This window comes from Shinella sp. OV683, assembly GCF_057787725.1.
On the sequence record NZ_CM173543.1, the window covers coordinates 649787 to 668553 of the forward strand.

The following is an 18767-nucleotide window of genomic DNA, read 5'->3' on the forward strand; positions in this document are numbered from 1 at the left end:
CAAGAATTGCCCCGCTTTGAAAATAGTCTGCTCTCGTGAACTCGAGGGCGGTTCGGAGCTCGCGCGCAAGCGTGTAGCGGATCGGAATGCCTTTTCCAATCAATTGGTTATCAAGAACGGGGGGATTTTAGCATCCCTCCGGCGGCGGAGCTGTGCGCATGAAAAGTCATACCAAAGTGGTCGTCATTGGCGGCGGGGTCGTCGGTTGTTCGGTGCTTTATCACCTCACCAAATTCGGCTGGACCGATGTCGTGCTGCTGGAGCGCTCGGAACTGACGTCGGGTTCCACCTGGCATGCGGCGGGCGGCATGCATACGATCAACGGTGATCCCAATGTCGCCAAGCTGCAGAAATACACCGTCGAGCTCTACAAGGAGATCCAGGAATATTCCGGCCAGGATGTCGGCCTGCACATGACCTCTGGCCTGATGCTAGCGGCCACCAAGGACCGCTTCGACTGGCTAAAGACCATCAAGGCCAAGGGCCGCTACGGCGGGCTGGACAGCGAGTTGCTGACGCCGAAGGAAGCGATGGAATTCATGCCGCTGATGGATCCCGACCAGTTCGTCGGCGCGCTCTACGATCCGGTCGAAGGACATCTCGATCCCTATGGCACCACGCATGCCTATGCGAAATCGGCGAAGAAGAACGGCGCCGAAATCTACCTGCACACCAAGGTCGAGGATCTCGTGCAGCGCGAGGATGGGTCGTGGCGCGTGATCACCAATCAGGGCGAGATCATCGCCGAGCACATCGTCAATTGTGCCGGCCTCTGGGCGCGTGAAGTCGGCCGGATGATCGGGCTCGAGCTGCCTGTTCTGGCCATGGAACACATGTACCTGATTACCGAGGACATGCCGGAGGTCGAGGCGTTCAACAAGGCGAGCGGTCGCGAGATCGTCCATTGCGTCGATTTCGACGGCGAGATTTACATCCGCCAGGAACGCGGCGGCATGCTGATGGGTACCTACGAAAAGGACTGCCGTCCATGGTCGCCAATCACGACGCCATGGGATTTCGGCCATGAACTGCTCGGCGAAGACCTGGAGCGCATCACCGGTGAACTCGAAGTCGGCTTTAGGCATTTCCCGGCCTTCAACAACGCCGGCATCAAGACCGTCATCAACGGCCCCTTCACCTTCTCGCCAGACGCCAATCCGCTGGTCGGGCCAATCCGGGGGCTTCGCAATTGCTGGTCGGCCTGCGCTGTCATGGCTGGCTTCAGCCAGGGCGGCGGCGTTGGCCTGGCGCTCGCCAACTGGATGATCCACGGCGATCCCGGCTTCGACGTGTTTGCCATGGATATCGCCCGCTACGGCGACTACGCGACACTCGCCTACACCAATGCCAAGGTGCGCGAAGCCTATTCCCGCCGCTTCTCGATCCGCTTCCCCAACGAGGAACTGCCGGCCGGTCGCCCGCTGCAGACGACGCCAATCTATGACAAGCTCAAGGAGATGGGCGGCGTATTTGGGGCTTATTACGGACTCGAGCAGGCGCTCTGGTTTGCACCGAAAGGCGTGGAGGACAAGTTCTCCTGGCGACGGTCGACCGATTTCGACACGGTCGGCGAAGAGGTCGAGGCCGTGCGCGCCTCTGTCGGGATGATGGAGACATCGGGCTTTGCCAAATATTGGGTGAAGGGCAGGGGCGCCAAGGCCTTCCTCGACAGGATGCTGGCTTGCCGCATTCCCGACGTCGGCAAGATGACGCTGGCGCCGATGCTGAAGGACGACGGCAAGCTGATCGGCGATTTCACGCTTGCCACCTTTAGCGATACCGAGTTCCTGCTGATCGGCTCGGGCGTGGCCGAAAACTATCACATGCGCTGGTTCGAGAGCCATCTGCCGACCGACGGGTCGGTGACATTCGAGGCGGTTGGGCTCGGCCTCACCGGTCTGGCGATTGCCGGACCCAAGGCGCGCGAGGTCATGGCCAAGCTGACCCACACCGACATGTCGACGGAAAACTTCCCGTTCATGGCGATTCGCAAGATGGATATCGGCCAGGCGCCTGCGATCGTCGGACGTGTCAGCTATACCGGCGATCTCGGCTACGAGATCTGGATGAAGCCGGAATACCAGCGTCATATCTTCGACAAGCTGCTCGAGGCGGGCGAGGAATTCGGCATTCGCATGTTTGGCCTCAGGGCACTGAACTCGCTGCGCCTCGAAAAAGCCTATGGCAGCTGGTCGCGCGAATATCGGCCGCTCTATGGACCTTATGAGGCCGAGCTTGGTCGCTTCATCGCGCTCAAGAAGGACGCGGATTTCATCGGCAAGGCGGCTGCTGCCAAGGAGAAGGCCGAAGGTGGCGCGATGCGGCTCAGAACCTTTATCGTCGAGGCGCGCGATGCCGACGTCGTCGGCGACGAGCCGATCTGGCACAAGGGCGAGGTGCGAGGCTGGGTGACATCAGGCGGCTATGCGCATACCCCGGGACTGTCCGTTGCCGTTGGTTACGTGCCCAAGGAAATCGCTGATGTTGAAGGGGGCTGGCAGGTCGAGCTGCTTGGCGATATGCTGGATGCACGGCTGCAGGCTGTGCCACTCTTTGATGGTAATGGGTCCGTGATGCGGAACTAGCTTGCTGCTAGGCGACTTTTCGGCCGGAGAACTGATGTTTTCCGGCCGGCATTAGACTTTTGTCTATGGTTATAGTGGCTTTGTCTGTTTTTTTGACTTTGTTCGATTTTTTCCACGGCAAACGCCTTTAAAAGCGCCGAACTTAACTAATGTTACAAAGTTTTTTCTGAAATCGCACTTTTTAGCTTCACATTTATGTCGAAAACAGTATGGAATCCCCTCACCTAGAGAGCCCATAAAGGGCCGGGGCAAAAAAGATACGCGCAGCAAACAATAACTGCGCTAGGGGAAAAACGGATGGAGTATTTTATCCAGCAGCTCTTAAACGGGCTGACGCTTGGCTCGATTTATGGTCTGATCGCAATCGGTTACACAATGGTCTACGGCATTATCGGCATGGTCAATTTTGCCCATGGCGATATCTTCATGATGGGCGGATTTTCCGCCTTGCTCGTATATCTGGTGTTGACGGCGATGTTTGCCGGCCTTCCGGTCGCCGTTTCACTGTTCGTGATGATGGTCGTTGCGATGGCCGTCACCAGCTTGTGGAACTGGTCGATCGAAAAGATGGCATACCGGCCATTGCGCGGGTCTTTCCGGCTCGCGCCGCTAATCACCGCGATCGGCATGTCGATCCTGATTTCGAACTTCGTGCAAGTGACGCAGGGACCGCGCAACAAGGCGATCCCGGGCATGATCACCGACGTCTACAGCTTCGGTAACATCACGGTGTCGCTCAAGCAGATCGTCATCATCGTGCTGACCGCGATATTGCTGACCGGCTTCTGGTACATCGTCAATCGCACCTCGCTGGGCCGCGCGCAGCGCGCCACCGAGCAGGATCGCAAGATGGCGGCGCTCCTGGGCATCAATGTCGACAGGACGATCTCGATCACCTTTGTCATGGGCGCGGCACTGGCTGCCGTCGCCGGCACGATGTACCTGATGTATTACGGCGTCATCTCCTTTGCCGACGGCTTCGTGCCGGGGGTCAAGGCGTTCACCGCAGCCGTTCTCGGCGGCATCGGCTCTCTGCCTGGCGCTGTGCTTGGCGGGTTGCTGATCGGCCTGATCGAGGCGCTTTGGTCGGCCTATTTCAGCATCGACTACAAGGATGTCGCGACGTTCTCCATCCTGGCCATCGCGCTGATATTCAAGCCTTCGGGCATCCTCGGACGACCCGAAGTCGAGAAGGTCTGATCCCATGCACAGCACCTATCCTACGCAAAAGGCGGCCACACCAAACCTGACCGCCTATGCCATCCGCGAATCTATCTTCGCCGGTGTCATCGCTCTCGGCCTGTTCATCCTGTTCATCGGCCTTGAGACGACGCAGAACATCCACAACGAGCTGGTTGTCGTGACCCACTGGGTCAGGCTAGCCCTCGTCGTCGTTGCGGTGATGGTCATTCGCTTCCTGCTGATCACGGTTATCCGGCCGCATCTGGCAGACCGCAAGGCGGCGAGCCTGTTGCCTAGCTTCGTTCCGGGCAAGGCTGCGCAGAAATTCTACGCGCTGCCTTATGCCGCCGCCGCATTAGCGATCGCTGCGATCCTGGTGGTTTTCGGGGCACAGCTGAAAGCGAGCATGCCGGGTCGCGACTGGATCGTCTCGGTCATCGAGGCCGTTGCGATCATCTACTTCATCTCGTGGGTCTTCTATTACTTCCGCGCTTTCATTTCGCGGAATTTCACGCTTCTGGCGGTGCTGGCGCTGGTGCTCTATCCGCCGATCGTGCTCTATTTCGCGGGCACGCAGGGTTCGTTGAAGTATATCGACAATTTCGGCATCCAGATCCTCATCTACGTGATGCTGGGCTGGGGCCTGAACATCGTCGTCGGCCTCGCCGGTCTGCTCGATCTGGGCTACGTCGCCTTCTACGCGGTGGGCGCCTATTCCTACGCGCTGCTGTCGCAGAAGTTCGGCCTGTCCTTCTGGGTGCTGCTGCCAATGGCGGGCATTCTCTCGGCCTTCTGGGGCGTGATCCTCGGTTTTCCGGTGCTCAGGCTCAAGGGCGATTACCTGGCGATCGTCACATTGGCGTTCGGGGAAATCATCCGGCTGGTGATCCAGAACTGGCGTGAAGTGACCAATGGCGTGGCCGGCATCTCCGGCATTCCCAAGGCGACCTTCTTCGGCATCAAATTCGATGCCTCACCGACCGGTTTTGCCGCGACATTCGGACTGATGCCATCATCGGCCTATTACAAGATCTTCCTGTTCTATCTCATCCTGGCTCTCTGCGCGCTGACGGCATTCGTGACGATCCGGCTGCGCCGCATGCCGGTGGGCCGGGCCTGGGAAGCTCTGCGCGAAGACGAAATCGCCTGCCGGTCGCTTGGCATCAACACCACCAACACCAAGCTGACGGCATTTGCGATCGGGGCGATGTTCGGTGGCTTTGCCGGCTCGTTCTTCTCGATCCGCCAGGGCTTCGTGTCGCCCGAATCCTTCGTGTTCCTCGAATCGGCCATCATCCTGGCGATCGTGGTTCTCGGCGGCATGGGCTCGCTGGTGGGCATCGCGGTTGCTGCAGTTGCCATGATCGGCGGCACCGAACTGCTGCGCGAAATGGAGTTCCTCAAGGAAATCTTCGGCGAGAATTTCACACCTGAACTCTATCGCATGCTGATCTTCGGCCTGGCGATGGTGGTGATCATGGTCTGGAAGCCTCGTGGATTTGTCGGCAGCCGCCAGCCGACGGCATTCCTGTTCGAACGCAAGAACGTTTCGGGCAGTTTCACCAAGGAAGGCCATGGCTGAGGCGCCGAGGGGAAAAGCAATGGATAAGAACACTCTGCTCGAAGTCGAGCATCTCTCAATGAAGTTCGGCGGCCTGATGGCCATCAACGATCTGTCGTTCAATGCCTATGAAGGCGAGATCACGGCGCTGATCGGTCCGAACGGCGCCGGCAAGACCACGGTCTTCAACTGCATTACCGGTTTCTACAAACCGACGATGGGGATGATCCGTTTCAATCGCAGCGACAAGAAAGTCTTCCAGCTCGAACAGATGCCGGATTTCAAGATCACGGCGCATGCCAAGGTCGCCCGGACGTTCCAGAACATCCGGCTGTTCTCCGGCATGACCGTGCTGGAAAACCTGCTGGTGGCCCAGCACAACAAGCTGATGAAGGCGTCGGGTTTCACCGTGCTCGGCCTTCTGGGGCTCGGCCCCTACGCCAAGGAGTCGAAGGCCTCGATCGAGCTTGCTCGCTTCTGGCTGGAGAAAGCCAATCTGACCGATCGCGCCGACGATCCCGCCGGCGATTTGCCCTATGGCGCCCAGCGGCGGCTCGAAATCGCCCGCGCCATGTGCACGGGGCCGCGGCTGCTGTGCCTCGACGAACCCGCGGCCGGCCTCAATCCGCGCGAATCGCAGGCGCTCAACGATCTCTTGCGCAGCATCCGCACCGAAACGGGCACATCGATCCTGCTGATCGAGCACGACATGTCGGTGGTCATGGAAATTTCCGACCACATCGTCGTGCTGGAATATGGCCAGAAGATCTCCGACGGCAATCCGACGCATGTCAAGAACGATCCGAAGGTCATCGCGGCCTATCTCGGCGTCGATGATGAAGAAGAAGCGCTTAAAATCGCCGGAGGCAATGTTTGATGTCCCAGCCTCTGCTCAAAGTACAGGGTGTTGAAACCTACTACGGCAATATCCGGGCGCTTGGCGGCGTCGATGTCGAAGTCAACAAGGGCGAGATCGTCTGCCTGATCGGCGCCAACGGCGCCGGCAAATCGACGCTGATGATGACCGTCTGCGGCAGCCCGCAGGCGCGCAGCGGCTCGGTTACCTTCGAAGGCCGCGACATTACCCATATGCCGACGCATGAGATCGCCCGGCTTCGCATCGCGCAATCACCGGAAGGCCGGCGAATCTTTCCGCGCATGACGGTGTTCGAGAACCTGCAGATGGGCGCCGGCCTCGATAAGCAGAAGTTCTTCGATGAAGACGTGAAGCGGATTTTCGCGCTTTTCCCGCGTCTTCAGGAACGCCAGGCACAGCGTGGCGGCACGCTTTCGGGTGGCGAACAACAGATGCTGTCGATTGGTCGCGCGCTGATGGCGCGCCCCAAGCTTTTGCTTCTCGACGAGCCGTCGCTGGGTCTGGCACCGCTGATCTCCAAGCAGATCTTCGAGGCGATTGGCAAGCTCAACAAGACGGAGGGCCTGACGGTGTTCCTCGTCGAGCAGAACGCGTTTGCCGCGCTTCGCCTTGCCCATCGCGGCTATGTCATGGTCAACGGCCTGGTGACGATGAGCGGTACGGGGCAGGAGTTGCTGGCAAGTCCGGAAGTGCGCGCCGCCTATCTCGAAGGCGGACATCACTGATTATCGAATTGGCGGCCTATCCTGGCTCGGAAGAATTGCCGGGAAGGCCGCATGAGGGAGCTTTGAAATGCAAGGTATTCTCTACGAAGAACCCAGCTTCTGGTCGTTCGTGATGGTATCGTTCCTGATCGGCGGCTGGACCGCCTGGCGCACTGGCAAGGGCGTCGCTGACGGCTGGGGCCAGATCATCCCGCATGTGGTGATCTACACGCTGCTGCTCGGCATCGGCATCCGGTTCGTGCACCACGCGCTGTTCAACGGCACGATGTTTTCGCTGCACTACTACATCGTCGATACGGTTTGCCTGATGATTTTTTCGCTGGCCGGCTTTCGCTACACGCGGGCCAAGCAGATGTCGACCAAGTACTACTGGCTCTACGAAAAGGCGGGCCTGTTTGCCTGGAAGAAAAAGAGTGTTTGACAGAATTCCATCGGCTGTGAACAGATAGCCGAATGGGGAATAGCCTTGGCCGCGAAAGACGGGCGGCAAGGGCAAATAAGGAACCATACCGTCTCTATTATTGGGAGTTAAATATGAAAAAGATGCTTCTCTCAGCCGTGGCGATTTCGGCCATGGTGGCATTCGGCGGCACCGCCTGGGCTGACCTGCTGGTCGGCGTAGCTGGCCCGTTGACTGGCCCGAATGCGGCCTTCGGCGCACAGCTCCAGAAGGGTGCTGAACAGGCTGCCAAGGATATCAACGACGCCGGCGGCATCAATGGCGAGATGGTCAAGATCGTGCTCGGCGACGACGTTTCCGACCCGAAGCAGGGCATCTCGGTTGCCAACAAGTTCGTTGGTGATGGCGTCAAGTTCGTGATCGGTCACTTCAACTCCGGCGTTTCGATCCCGGCTTCTGAAGTCTACTCCGAAAACGGCATCATGCAGATCACCCCTGCGTCCACCAACCCGAACTTCACCGAGCGGGGCCTTTGGAACACCTTCCGTACTTGCGGTCGTGACGACCAGCAGGGCGCGGTAGCCGGCCAGTACATCGCCGACCACTTCAAGGACGCCAAGGTTGCCGTGGTTCACGACAAGACCACCTATGGTCAGGGCCTTGCCGACGAAACCAAGAAGGCAATGAACGGCCTCGGCATCACTGAAGTGATCTACGAAGGCATCACTCCTGGTGAAAAGGACTACTCTGCCCTTATCGCCAAGATGAAGGAAGCCGGCGTCTCGATCGTCTATTTCGGCGGTCTGCACACCGAAGCCGGTCTCATCATGCGCCAGATGGCCGACCAGGGCATGAAGGCTACGCTGATGTCCGGCGACGGCATCACCTCCAACGAACTGGCTTCGATCGCCGGCGACGCCGTCAACGGCACGCTGATGACCTTCCCGCCGGATCCGCGCAACAACCCGAACGCTGCTGCTGCCGTCAAGAAGTTCCGTGACGCCGGCTTCGAGCCGGAAGCCTACACGCTCTACTCCTACGCTGCTCTGCAGATCATCGCTGACGCTGCCAAGGCCGCCGGCACTAGCGACCCGATGAAGGTCGCTGAAACCGCCAAGGCCAAGGGTCCGTTCAAGACCGTCATCGGCGACATCGGCTTCGACGCCAAGGGCGACATCACCCGCCCCGACTACACCATGTACCAGTGGAAAAAGGGCGAAGACGGCAAGTACAACTACTTCGAAATCGGCACCAAGTAAGCCGTTTCACCGTCTGAGCGAGATAAGGAGCCCGGCGAAAGCCGGGCTTTTTTGTGGGTGTTGAGCGGTATCTTGATGACCCCCGCTCTTGCAATTTCTACCCCTCACCAAGCGCGCCCAGGCGATCGGCTACGCCTCTCGCGGGCTTGCTATCCTCTCCCACAAGGGGAGAGGCAAAATCGGAGCAGCGCCGCATGCCTACTTCTCCCCTGGTGGGAGAAGAAGCAATTTCATCGGCTTAGCGATTGCGCCCGAAAAGGGCGCCTGCAAGTGGGACGGTGCGCGCAATTGCTAAACGATAGAAATTGCAGATGAGGGGCTCATGAGGCAAATCATCGTCAATCGTATGAAGCGAGATACGCCAACATACTCAATAGTTTATCCCCCAATATCCCCGCCCTCTCAATCTCGCTTATACTGATTCCCGTCCCATCACGGATACACTGTCAGGCGTGACAGCGAGGTGGGGCCGGTGCCTGGTTGGAGAGGATGACGTAAATTCTCTTGCCGGGGGCCTGTGAGAAACGGAGACCTCTTCGGCGGCGTTCGAAAGGACGTGGCTGGCCGCGGACGTGCCTCAGAGGCACACATCTCCCCATCGGGCACACTGTCGCGGTGGGGAAGCAGATCTCTAGGTTCGCAGGTAAAAACCACCGAAACGGGGCGCAAAGCGCGCCATATACTATTTACTTACGAGGCACGATTTGCGCCCCGGCCGGCCCTAACGGGCCAAGAGAATGGAAATGCCGCATGCCACGGACGGAATCCCGCCGCGTGAACGCTCTTTGACATCCTCAATCACCTCACGCTTGAGCGCCCGCAAAAAAGGCGGGCCTTGCGACCCGCCTTCGTCGTGTCAAACCCAGCAACCTTACTTGGAGGCTGCGTCGGTGATTTCGGTCGTGTAGGCGCCTTCCGGCTTCTTGGCGATGATCTTCTGGTCGAGCAGCGCCTTTTCGGTGCGGTCATAGAGTGCCATGTCGAGCTTGCCGTCGCCGGTGCCCAGGAGCTTGGCGACTTCGCCCATCATCCGCTTCTGGTGGTTCTCGTCCTGGCCGCCATTGTCCATCACGATGCCGGCGGCTTCATCCGGGTTGTCCATGGCGTATTTCCAGCCCTTCATGGACGCCTTGACGAACTTGACCATCTTCTCCTTGAAGGCCGGGTCCTTGAGCTTGTCTTGGAGCGCATAGAGGCCATCCTCCATGAGGTCGTTGCCCATGGCGGCATAGTTGAAGACGATCAGGTCGTCCGGCTTGTAGCCGGCGTCGATCAACTGCCAGTACTCGTTGTAGGTCATGACCGAGATGCAGTCGGCCTGCTTCTGGATCAACGGCTGGACGTCGAAGGATTGCTTGAGGACGGTCACGCCATCGGCGCCGCCTTCGGTCTTCAGGCCGAGCTTGTTCATCCATGCGAAGAATGGATACTCATTGCCGTAGAACCAGACGCCGAGCGTATGGCCCTTGAAATCGGCTTCGGCCTTGACCGGGCCATCCTTCGGGCAAACGAGCTCCATGCCGGCCTTTGCGAAAGGCTGGGCAATGTTGACGAGGCCGACGCCCTTTTCGCGGGCGGCAAGTGCGCCGCCGGCCCAGTCGACGATCACATCTGCGCCACCGCCGGCGATCACCTGCTCAGGTGCGATGTCGGGGCCGCCCGGCTTGATGTCGACGTCGAGGCCTTCCTCGGAATAGAAGCCCTTGTCTTTGGCGACGAAGTAGCCTGCAAACTGTGCCTGGGCGACCCATTTCAGCTGCAGGGTCACCTTGTCGGCGGCCAGCACGCTTCCCGCCATCAGTGACATGGCAAGAGCAACAGTAACTTTCATTGCATTTTTCATGCTTTAGTTCCCCTTTGTTGCGGCACCGCTTTTGTTAGCGATAGGACGGGTGCCAGAAAGTCGTAGCACGTTCGAGAAGTGCGAGCGCGCCATAGAACAACGACCCGACAACGGCTGCAAGGGCAATTTCCGCCCAGACCATGTCGAGATTCATCCGACCCACTTCGGTCGAGATTCGAAAGCCCATGCCGACGATTGGCGTGCCGAAGAACTCGGATACCAGCGCGCCGATCAGGGCGAGCGTCGAGTTGATCTTCAGGGCGTTGAAGATGAATGGCATCGCGGCCGGCAGCCTCAGCTTGAGCAGCGTCTGGAAGTGGCTTGAGCCATAGGTGCGCATCAGGTCGCGCTCCATGTGGCCGGCACTCTTCAGTCCCTCGATGGTATTCACCAGCATCGGGAAGAAGGTCATGATGATGACCACAGCGGCTTTGGACTGCCAGTCGAAGCCGAACCAGATGACCATCACCGGCGCGATACCAATGATCGGCAGCGCCGAAACGAGATTGCCGATCGGCAGCAGGCCGTTGGTGAGGAACTTGAAGCGATCGGCCAGCACCGCCACTAGGAAGCCAGCACCCGAGCCGACGACGAAGCCGAAGATCACCGCCTTCAGCACGGTCTGCTTGAAGTCCGCCGCCAGGATCGGCAGCGACGTCATGATGCGGGCGCCGACCGCCGACGGTGGTGGCAAGAGCACGAAGGGCACGCCCGCGCCGCGGGTGATCGCCTCCCACAGGATCAGGATCCAGATGCCAAACAGGCTTGGGGCGGCGATCCGGCCCCAGAAACCCTGTCCCGACCGCTTCGTGCCATCCCCGGAAAGCACGGTGACCAGTCGCCAGGCAATCAGCCAGCAGGCGGCGAGGGTGGCGAAGAAACTTGTTCCGGCTGTGCCTTCCGCGCCCGCCACCGTGCCGATCAGGATAAGCACCGCGACGTGGACCGCCAGCCCGACAACCACGGTTGGTGCGGCTGTCAGCGCATTGACGAGCGAGGCACCGATGGCGGCCGCGATGAGCACAAGGATCGCCACCGTGCTCAGGGCGGAGGCGACTGTGGTCAGCGGCAAGAAGAGCACGGCGAGGACGAGGGCGAGCGTAGCAAGCATTGCCTGCCAGTTGAGCTTGAAATGCATCATTCCGGCCTCCCGCCCATGCCGGACCGGACGAAGCGCGCGGCGATGTCGACGATGGTCACCAGGATGATGGCGACAAGGGAGCCCATGATCAGTGCCGCCCAGACATCGATGGTCTGGCTGTAATAGGAACCGGCCAGCAGCTTGGAACCCAATCCGGCCACTGCACCGGTCGGCAACTCGCCGACGATCGCGCCGACCAGGCTTGCGGCGACGGCGACCTTGATCGAGGTGAAGAAGAACGGGATCGAGGCGGGCACCCGCAGCTTCCAGAACACCTGCGATTTGCTTGCGAAATAGGTATGGACCAGATCAAGATGAATGACATCCGGCGAGCGCAGTCCCTTTACCATGCCGACGACCACGGGGAAGAAAGAAAGGTACGTGGAGATCAGCGCCTTGGGCAGGATACCGGTGATGTTGATTGCGGCGAGCACGACGACAATCATCGGTGCGATAGCCAGGATCGGGATTGTTTGCGAGGCGATGACCCAAGGCATGAAGGACCTGTCGAGTGCAGGGATGTGGACGATGCCGACGGCGATGACGATGCCGAGCACCGTGCCCATCAAGAAGCCGAGCAAGGTCGACGAGAGCGTCACCCAGGCATGGTAGACGAGGCTGCGCGCCGACCACGGCTTTACCGTGAAGATGTTCTTGTAGAGGTTCTGCACGACCTGCTGCGGCGCAGGCATGGTCGGCTTGGGCTGCGACCACGTCTTCAGAACCAGTTCGGGAAATGTCGAGGTCACACCGTCGCGCTTGTCCTGATCGCGCTGGAAGGGCGCGTTCATGAACACCGAGGCAATGAACCACATGACGAGGATGATCGCCGAGATGGTCAGAACCGGGATGATCTTGTCGCTGGTTTTGGTCGCTCCATTCATCTCAGACGCTCGCGCTGGTCGGCCAGAGCATCAGCACCACGGCAATCAGGCCGAGGCCGACGCCGCCCATCTGGATGGACGACAATCGCTCCTGAAAGAAACCGAAGGCGATGAGATTGGCGAGAACAAGCTGGGCAATCGCCGAGATCGAGATAGCCAGGCCGAGGCCTCCCTCGCGCATCAGCCGGATCATGATCAGATTGCCGACGATATAGAGCGACAGTGACAGCACCACCCACAGCACGTTGCTGGATGTGACGTAGAGGCGGGACGCGGTGGCCGCACTGACGAAAATCACGGCTGATATGGAAAGCCAGAGAAGAAAACCAAACTTCATGAACGGGCGCTCCAGGTCAAATTCGATGTGTCAGACATGTTCTTCATAGCTGTGTCCCGCCCTGAGGCCCTCGCGGACGCGATGGGCGATTTCGAGGAATTCCGGCGTCTCGCGAATGCCGAGGGGGCGGTCGCGGGGCAGGGTGGATTCGATGACGTCGGTGACGCGGCCGGGACGCGGGCTCATCACCACGATCTTGGTGGAGAGATACACCGCTTCGGGGATCGAGTGGGTGACGAAACAGATGGTCTTGTCCGTGCGCTTCCAAAGCTCGAGCAGCTGTTCGTTGAGATGGTCGCGGACGATTTCGTCGAGCGCGCCGAAGGGCTCGTCCATCAGCAGCAGGTCGGCGTCGAAGGCAAGCGCGCGGGCGATCGAGGCACGCTGCTGCATGCCACCGGACAGCTGCCAGGGATATTTCTTGCCGAACCCCTTGAGATTGACGAGGTCGAGCGTGCGCTCGATGCGCAGCTTCTGCTCACCAGCATTGTAGCCCATGATCTCCAGCGGCAGCGCGATGTTCTTCTCGATGGTGCGCCAGGGAAAGAGCGCGGCTGCCTGGAACACATAGCCATAAGCACGCTTGCGGCGCGCCTGTTCCGGCGTCATGCCGTTGACGAGGATGGCGCCCGAGGTCGGCTTTTCGAGATCGGCGATGACGCGCAGGAAGGTGGTCTTGCCGCAGCCCGAGGGGCCGATGAAGGAGACGAAGTCACCCTTCTTCACATCGAGATTGACATCCGTGAGTGCTGTCACCGGCCCATCATTGGTCTGGAAGGTCAGTCCAAGATCGGTCGCCGAGACCACGGTTTCATTGGTGTTTGACATATATACCCAGTTTCATTCTGATATGTTCCCACGAACGGTTCGTCCGCCCTGTGATGATTTCTTATGTCGAGGATCGCGTTATGTCATCATCCCCTTATCCCGAATGCAAGCTCATCCGCCCCACTATCCCCTACGACGGCAAGCAGGGATTTTCCTATCTGGAAGGCATATCGAAGGAGTCTGCCGGCTCGCACGGCATTGCCATGATGCTGCTGACAGTGCCGCCTGGCGGTCGTGCCAAGGCGCATATGCATGAGGGGCATGAGACGGCGATTTTCGTACTGTCCGGCGAGGTGGAAACCTTCTACGGCGTCAATCTCGAACACCGGGTGATCACCAAGGCCGGCGACATGTTCTACATCCCGGCCGGCGTGCCGCACCTGCCGGTCAATCGTTCGACGACGGAGAGCTGTTCTGCAGTGATCGCCAGGACAGATCCCAACGAGCAGGAGAGCGTGGTGTTGTTGCCGGAGCTGGAGGCGGTGGTGGGGTGAGATCACCTGCATCGCGTCATCGGCCCCCAAACGGAGCCGTCCTTGAATTTGACGGTGTAGCTGTCGTTGCCAGTGCGGATGACATCGGCGACGAAATCCTGGTCGCCTGACTCGCCCTCATCGGCACAGGTGAGGGTCGCGGTGATCGTGTCGCCCACGGTTTTGTCGATGCTTTTGAAGCTGCAATAGGCCACCGAAGACCTGACGTCGTCCGGTGTCAGCAGCAGGAAATCGTCTTCGCCCGAGGACTCCTCAGTTTTTGCATAGTGGCATCCCGGTTTGTTTCCATACTTGCCATCGATCGGAAGCGAAGCCGCCGAGGCCGCGAAGGGCGCCACGCAAAGTATGCTCGTGATGAGAATGCGGGGCGCTTTCATTTTTCAGACCCCGCTTGCCGGTATGCCTGAGCGCTGTACCTTGCGGGGCGCAGTGACTTCCTTCCACTTGGTGAGCGCCGAGGAGACCGCAGGGAATGGCTCGCGGGCCACGAACTGGCCGTGGCCTTCGCGCGTCTTGATCGTCGTTTCCTCGATGGCGACATGGCCGCGGGTCAGCGTATAGCGGGGCAGGCCGGTCACCGTCTTGCCTTCGAAGACATTATAGTCGATCGCCGACTGCTGGCTGGAGGCGGAGATGGTTTTTGAACGCTTCGGATCCCACACGACGATGTCGGCGTCGGAACCGACGAGGATCGCACCCTTGCGCGGATAGACGTTGAGGATCTTGGCGATGTTGGTCGAGGTCACGGCTACGAATTCGTTCATGGTCAAGCGGCCGGTGGCCACACCATAGGTCCAGAGCATCGGCATGCGGTCTTCGAGCCCACCGGTGCCGTTGGGGATCTTGGTAAAATCGCCGACGCCGGTGCGCTTCTGCGCAGTCGTGAAAGCACAATGGTCCGTTGCCACCACCTGCAGCGAGCCTGCGGCCAGACCGGCCCAGAGGCTGTCCTGATGCAGCTTGTTGCGGAAGGGCGGGCTCATCACGCGGCGGGCGGCATGGTCCCAATCCGGATTGGCATATTCGCTCTCGTCGAGCGTCAGGTGCTGGATCAGCGGCTCGCCATAGACGCGCATGCCGTTCTGGCGCGCGCGCCGGATGGCTTCATGCGCCTGTTCGCAGGAGGTGTGCACGACATAGAGCGGGGCGCCCACAGCATTGGCAATGATGATGGCACGATTGGTGGCTTCACCCTCGAGTTCGGCAGGGCGGGAATAGGCGTGCGCCTCGGGGCCACTGTTGCCTTCGGCGAGCAGCTTTGCCTGCATCTGGGCAACGACATCGCCATTCTCGGCATGCACCAGCGGCAGGGCGCCGAGGGCGGCGCAACGCTGGAAGGAGGAGAACATCTCGTCGTCATCCACCATCAGGGCACCCTTGTAAGCCATGAAGTGCTTGAAGGTATTGATACCTTTCTCTTTGACGACGGTCTCCATCTCGTCGAACACCTGCTCGCCCCACCAGGTGATCGCCATGTGAAAGGAATAGTCCGAATTGGCGCGGGTAGACTTGTTGTCCCACATCTGCAGCGCCTCAAGCAGTGACTGGCCGGGCGAGGGCAGACAGAAATCCACCACCATTGTCGTGCCGCCAGCGAGGCCGGCGCGCGTGCCGCTTTCGAAATCGTCGGAGGAATAGGTGCCCATGAAGGGCATTTCGAGATGCACATGCGGATCGATGCCGCCCGGCATGACATAACAGCCGGTCGCATCCAGCGTCTCGTCGCCGGAGAGGTTCGGCCCGATCTCGACGATCTTGCCACCGTCGATCTTCACATCGGCCTTGTAGGTCAGGTCGGCGGTGACGATGGTGCCATTCTTGATGACTGTGGTCATGGTTTTGTTCCCTCGTTCCTAGAAATGGCGATCACGTGCGCCGGCGAGAACCGGATCGTGGCACATGGAATAAAGATCTTGCCGTCCAGTACCGCTAAGATCGTCTCAAGCACCGCGCGTCTTTCGCGAAGAATCTCGTCGTTCCAAAAGCGCAGGACAGAATAGCCTTGCGCGTTCAGCCAGTCGGTGCGTCGTACGTCGCGTTCACTCTCGGCATGCTGCGAGCCGTCGAGCTCGACGATCAGGTTTTTCTGCCGGCAGAGAAAATCCACAACGTAGGGGCCTAGCGGAATCTGTCGGGCGAACTTGTGGCGGTTCAACAAGCGGTTTCGCAGGTCGCTCCAGAGCCGGTATTCTGCCTCAGTTTCATTTTGGCGGAAGCCTCGCGCCTTTGTGGTTGATCCGGCTTTGCGCTTTGTGACGACTTTCTCCGGGTTTCGCATGTGGCATGCCCCCTCATCCGACCCTTCGGGCCACCTTCTCCCCGCTGGGGAGAAGAGGAAGCCCGCTTCATGCTCCCTGGCCCAATTGAATGTCTCGCGAGATGATAGCGAGTAGAACGTGGCGGGAATGGCAATCTCCCCCTTCTCCCCAGCGGGGAGAAGGTGGCCCGAAGGGCCGGATGAGGGGGCGGTCTTGCGCCAAGCCGACATTGGACTACTCCACAATCCCCGCCGTCTCCACCACCGCCCGCAGCAGCACATCGGCGCCGGCGGTGGCCCATTCCTTGGAGATGTCTTCGGCTTCGTTATGCGACAGGCCGCCGACGCAGGGGCACATGATCATAGTGGCCGGCGCGACCTTGGCGGCCCAGCACGCATCGTGGCCGGCACCGGAGATCAGGTTCATATGGGTGTAGCCGAGGTCTTCTGCTGCCTTGCGGACGGCCGAAACCAGCGCTGGATCGAAAGTGACCGGATCGAAATGGCCGACGGCCTCGACGGAACAGCCAACGCCCAGCGCTTCGCATATCTTGGCGGCCTCGGCCTCGATCTTGGCACGCATGCGATCAAGCTTGACCTGATCCGGCGAGCGGATATCGACCGTGAAGATCACGGTGCCGGGCAGCACGTTTCTGGAATTCGGCGAGAATTTTACCTGGCCAACGCCGCCGACGCAGCCGGGCAGGTTTTCCATTGCCACGCCCTGCACCGTCTCCATGATGCGGGCCATGGCGAGGCCGGCATTGACACGCAGATTCATCGGCGTCGAGCCGGTATGGGCCTCGCGGCCGGTCAGCGTGAATTCCAGCCACCACAGGCCCTGACAATGGGTGACGACACCGATCTGCTTGTTCTCGGCCTCGAGGATAGGGCCCTGTTCGATGTGATACTCGAAATAGGCGTGCATCTTGCGGGCGCCGACCTCTTCGTCGCCCTGCCAGCCGATGCGCTTCAGTTCGTCGCCGAACGACTTGCCATCAAGGTCCTGGCGTGAATAGGCGTAATCCATAGAAAGCACGCCGGCGAACACGCCCGATGCCAGCATGGCCGGGGCGAAACGGGCGCCTTCCTCGTTGGTCCAGTTGGTGACGACGATTGGGTGCTTGGTCTTGATGCCCAGATCGTTCATCGAACGGACGACCTCGAGGCCGGAGAGCACGCCGAGCACGCCATCATATTTGCCGCCGGTCGGCTGGGTATCGAGATGGCTGCCGATGTAGACGGGCAGGGCATCGGGGTCGGTGCCGGGACGAGTCGCGAACATCGTGCCCATCTTGTCGATGCCCATGGTCAGACCTGCAGCGTCGCACCATGTCTTGAAGAGGTGGCGGCCCTCGCCATCGGAATCGGTAAGAGTCTGGCGATTGTTGCCGCCGGCCACGCCGGGGCCGATCTTGGCCATATCCATCAGCGAATCCCATAGACGGTCGCCGTTGATGCGCATATTTTCGCCGGGTGCAGTCACGATCATTCTCCCATGCCGGGCTCTTCGCCCTTATCAAGCGAGACGTGCCGAGCGGCCGCCTCATTGTTCCCGATGGTCTCGTCAGGGGCGTTTATTTTGCCATTACCTGAAATGGACAGTTGCGTTTGAGCGCCGTTTTGTCCAATAATTTGACCGTTTGGTAAACATTACAATTTCTGACGCCGCACTCAAGCCGAAAAAGAAAACAAACCAACATTTTTCGGGACTTGGGTGACGCCGGGAGCAGCGAGTTCAATGGCGATACCTCGGGCAGCACAGACACAGCGGCGAACGCGCATCCAGGAAGAAAAAGAAGAGAAGATTCTCGAAGCTGCCCTCGATGTATTTTCCATGCATGGCTTCCGCGGCGCGACGATCGACCAGATCGCCGAGGTCGCCGGCATGTCGAAGCCGAATGTCCTCTACTATTTCCGCACCAAGGAGGCGATGCACCGGGCGCTGATCGAGCGTGTACTCGATACATGGCTCGATCCGCTGCGCGAGTTCGATGCCGAGGGTAATCCTGAAGCCGAGATTCGTTCCTATATTCGCCGCAAGCTGGAAATGGCCCGCGATTTCCCTCGCGAAAGCCGGCTGTTCGCCAACGAGGTGCTGCGCGGTGCACCGTTGATCGAGGATGAACTGAAGGGGCCGCTCAAGGAACTGGTCGATGAGAAGGCCGAGGTGATCCGCACCTGGGCCAAAGCCGGCAAAATAGCCAAATGCGACCCTTACCACCTGATCTTTTCGATCTGGTCGACGACCCAGCACTACGCCGACTTTGACGTGCAGGTGCGCGCCGTGCTCGGCCAGGAGAAGGCTGGTGACGGGCGTTTCGAGGATGCGGCGCGCTATCTGGAGCAGCTGTTCATGGGCGGGCTGGCAATCTCGAAATGAAAAAGGGGCGG

The 18767-nt window shown here is 59.8% G+C and carries 18 protein-coding genes; 9 read left to right on the plus strand and 9 right to left on the minus strand.

The window, feature by feature from the left end:
• The first annotated feature begins 158 nt into the window (after window positions 1-158).
• The 7 genes from ACXHRN_RS03130 (at window position 159) to ACXHRN_RS03160 (ending at window position 8589) form a co-directional block, all read left to right on the plus strand.
• Window positions 159-2585 (plus strand): GcvT family protein, encoded by a 2427-nt coding sequence (locus tag ACXHRN_RS03130; RefSeq protein WP_488639892.1) that lies wholly within the window; start codon window positions 159-161, stop codon window positions 2583-2585.
• 297 nt (window positions 2586-2882) lie between these two features.
• A complete protein-coding gene (locus ACXHRN_RS03135) occupies window positions 2883-3785 on the plus strand; it encodes a branched-chain amino acid ABC transporter permease (protein ID WP_488639893.1) in 903 nt (300 codons plus the stop codon).
• Between the two features lie 4 nt (window positions 3786-3789).
• Window positions 3790-5349, plus strand: coding sequence for a high-affinity branched-chain amino acid ABC transporter permease LivM (livM, locus tag ACXHRN_RS03140; RefSeq protein ID WP_488639894.1), 1560 nt, complete (start codon window positions 3790-3792; stop codon window positions 5347-5349).
• 19 nt (window positions 5350-5368) lie between these two features.
• Entirely contained in the window at window positions 5369-6205 is an 837-nt protein-coding gene (locus tag ACXHRN_RS03145; RefSeq protein WP_488639895.1) for an ABC transporter ATP-binding protein, read from the plus strand.
• Complete coding sequence (locus tag ACXHRN_RS03150) at window positions 6205-6930, plus strand: ABC transporter ATP-binding protein (protein ID WP_488639896.1); 726 nt, start codon at window positions 6205-6207, stop codon at window positions 6928-6930. Before ACXHRN_RS03145 ends, ACXHRN_RS03150 begins: the two co-directional genes overlap by 1 nt.
• Window positions 6931-6997: 67 nt before the next feature.
• The gene (locus tag ACXHRN_RS03155; protein ID WP_488639897.1) at window positions 6998-7351 is read left to right on the plus strand and encodes a DUF6867 family protein; all 354 of its coding nucleotides are present in this window, start codon (window positions 6998-7000) and stop codon (window positions 7349-7351) included.
• A 113-nt stretch (window positions 7352-7464) separates the two neighbouring features.
• Window positions 7465-8589, plus strand: a complete 1125-nt coding sequence (locus ACXHRN_RS03160) for a branched-chain amino acid ABC transporter substrate-binding protein (RefSeq protein WP_488639898.1) — start codon at window positions 7465-7467, stop codon at window positions 8587-8589.
• An 871-nt stretch (window positions 8590-9460) separates the two neighbouring features.
• Here ACXHRN_RS03160 and ACXHRN_RS03165 read toward each other — a convergent pair.
• Genes ACXHRN_RS03165 through ACXHRN_RS03185 form a run of 5 tightly spaced genes read right to left on the minus strand, consistent with a single transcriptional unit; the run spans window position 9461 to window position 13622 of the window.
• Window positions 9461-10420, minus strand: a complete 960-nt coding sequence (locus ACXHRN_RS03165; RefSeq protein ID WP_488639899.1) for an ABC transporter substrate-binding protein — start codon at window positions 10418-10420, stop codon at window positions 9461-9463.
• 46 nt (window positions 10421-10466) lie between these two features.
• Window positions 10467-11573 carry an ABC transporter permease gene (locus ACXHRN_RS03170; protein ID WP_488639900.1) on the minus strand — a complete coding sequence of 369 codons (1107 nt, stop codon included), beginning with the start codon at window positions 11571-11573 and terminating at the stop codon, window positions 10467-10469.
• A complete protein-coding gene (locus ACXHRN_RS03175; RefSeq protein ID WP_488639901.1) occupies window positions 11570-12457 on the minus strand; it encodes an ABC transporter permease in 888 nt (295 codons plus the stop codon). Before ACXHRN_RS03175 ends, ACXHRN_RS03170 begins: the two co-directional genes overlap by 4 nt.
• Window position 12458: 1 nt before the next feature.
• Window positions 12459-12794 (minus strand): hypothetical protein, encoded by a 336-nt coding sequence (locus tag ACXHRN_RS03180; protein WP_488639902.1) that lies wholly within the window; start codon window positions 12792-12794, stop codon window positions 12459-12461.
• Window positions 12795-12824: 30 nt separating this feature from the next.
• Complete coding sequence (locus tag ACXHRN_RS03185; protein ID WP_488639903.1) at window positions 12825-13622, minus strand: ABC transporter ATP-binding protein; 798 nt, start codon at window positions 13620-13622, stop codon at window positions 12825-12827.
• Between the two features lie 80 nt (window positions 13623-13702).
• Here ACXHRN_RS03185 and ACXHRN_RS03190 point away from each other — a divergent pair, with 80 nt between their 5' ends.
• The gene (locus ACXHRN_RS03190) at window positions 13703-14116 is read left to right on the plus strand and encodes a cupin domain-containing protein (RefSeq protein ID WP_488639904.1); all 414 of its coding nucleotides are present in this window, start codon (window positions 13703-13705) and stop codon (window positions 14114-14116) included.
• 2 nt (window positions 14117-14118) lie between these two features.
• Here the strand turns inward: ACXHRN_RS03190 and ACXHRN_RS03195 are convergent, their stop codons facing one another.
• From ACXHRN_RS03195 to ACXHRN_RS03210, 4 genes are read right to left on the minus strand one after another with little or no spacing between them, the layout of a single operon-like run.
• On the minus strand, window positions 14119-14493 hold the full coding sequence (locus tag ACXHRN_RS03195) for a hypothetical protein (protein ID WP_488639905.1): 375 nt from the start codon (window positions 14491-14493) through the stop codon (window positions 14119-14121).
• A gap of 3 nt (window positions 14494-14496) precedes the next feature.
• Window positions 14497-15951: a dihydropyrimidinase gene (gene hydA, locus ACXHRN_RS03200; RefSeq protein ID WP_488639906.1), complete on the minus strand. Its 1455-nt coding sequence runs from the start codon at window positions 15949-15951 to the stop codon at window positions 14497-14499.
• Complete coding sequence (locus ACXHRN_RS03205; RefSeq protein WP_488639907.1) at window positions 15948-16604, minus strand: endonuclease domain-containing protein; 657 nt, start codon at window positions 16602-16604, stop codon at window positions 15948-15950. Before ACXHRN_RS03205 ends, hydA begins: the two co-directional genes overlap by 4 nt.
• A gap of 4 nt (window positions 16605-16608) precedes the next feature.
• Window positions 16609-17862, minus strand: a complete 1254-nt coding sequence (locus tag ACXHRN_RS03210; RefSeq protein WP_488641811.1) for a Zn-dependent hydrolase — start codon at window positions 17860-17862, stop codon at window positions 16609-16611.
• Between the two features lie 252 nt (window positions 17863-18114).
• Between ACXHRN_RS03210 and ACXHRN_RS03215 the strand changes: the two genes are divergently transcribed.
• Window positions 18115-18756, plus strand: coding sequence for a TetR family transcriptional regulator C-terminal domain-containing protein (locus tag ACXHRN_RS03215; protein WP_488639908.1), 642 nt, complete (start codon window positions 18115-18117; stop codon window positions 18754-18756).
• Window positions 18757-18767 lie beyond the last annotated feature (11 nt).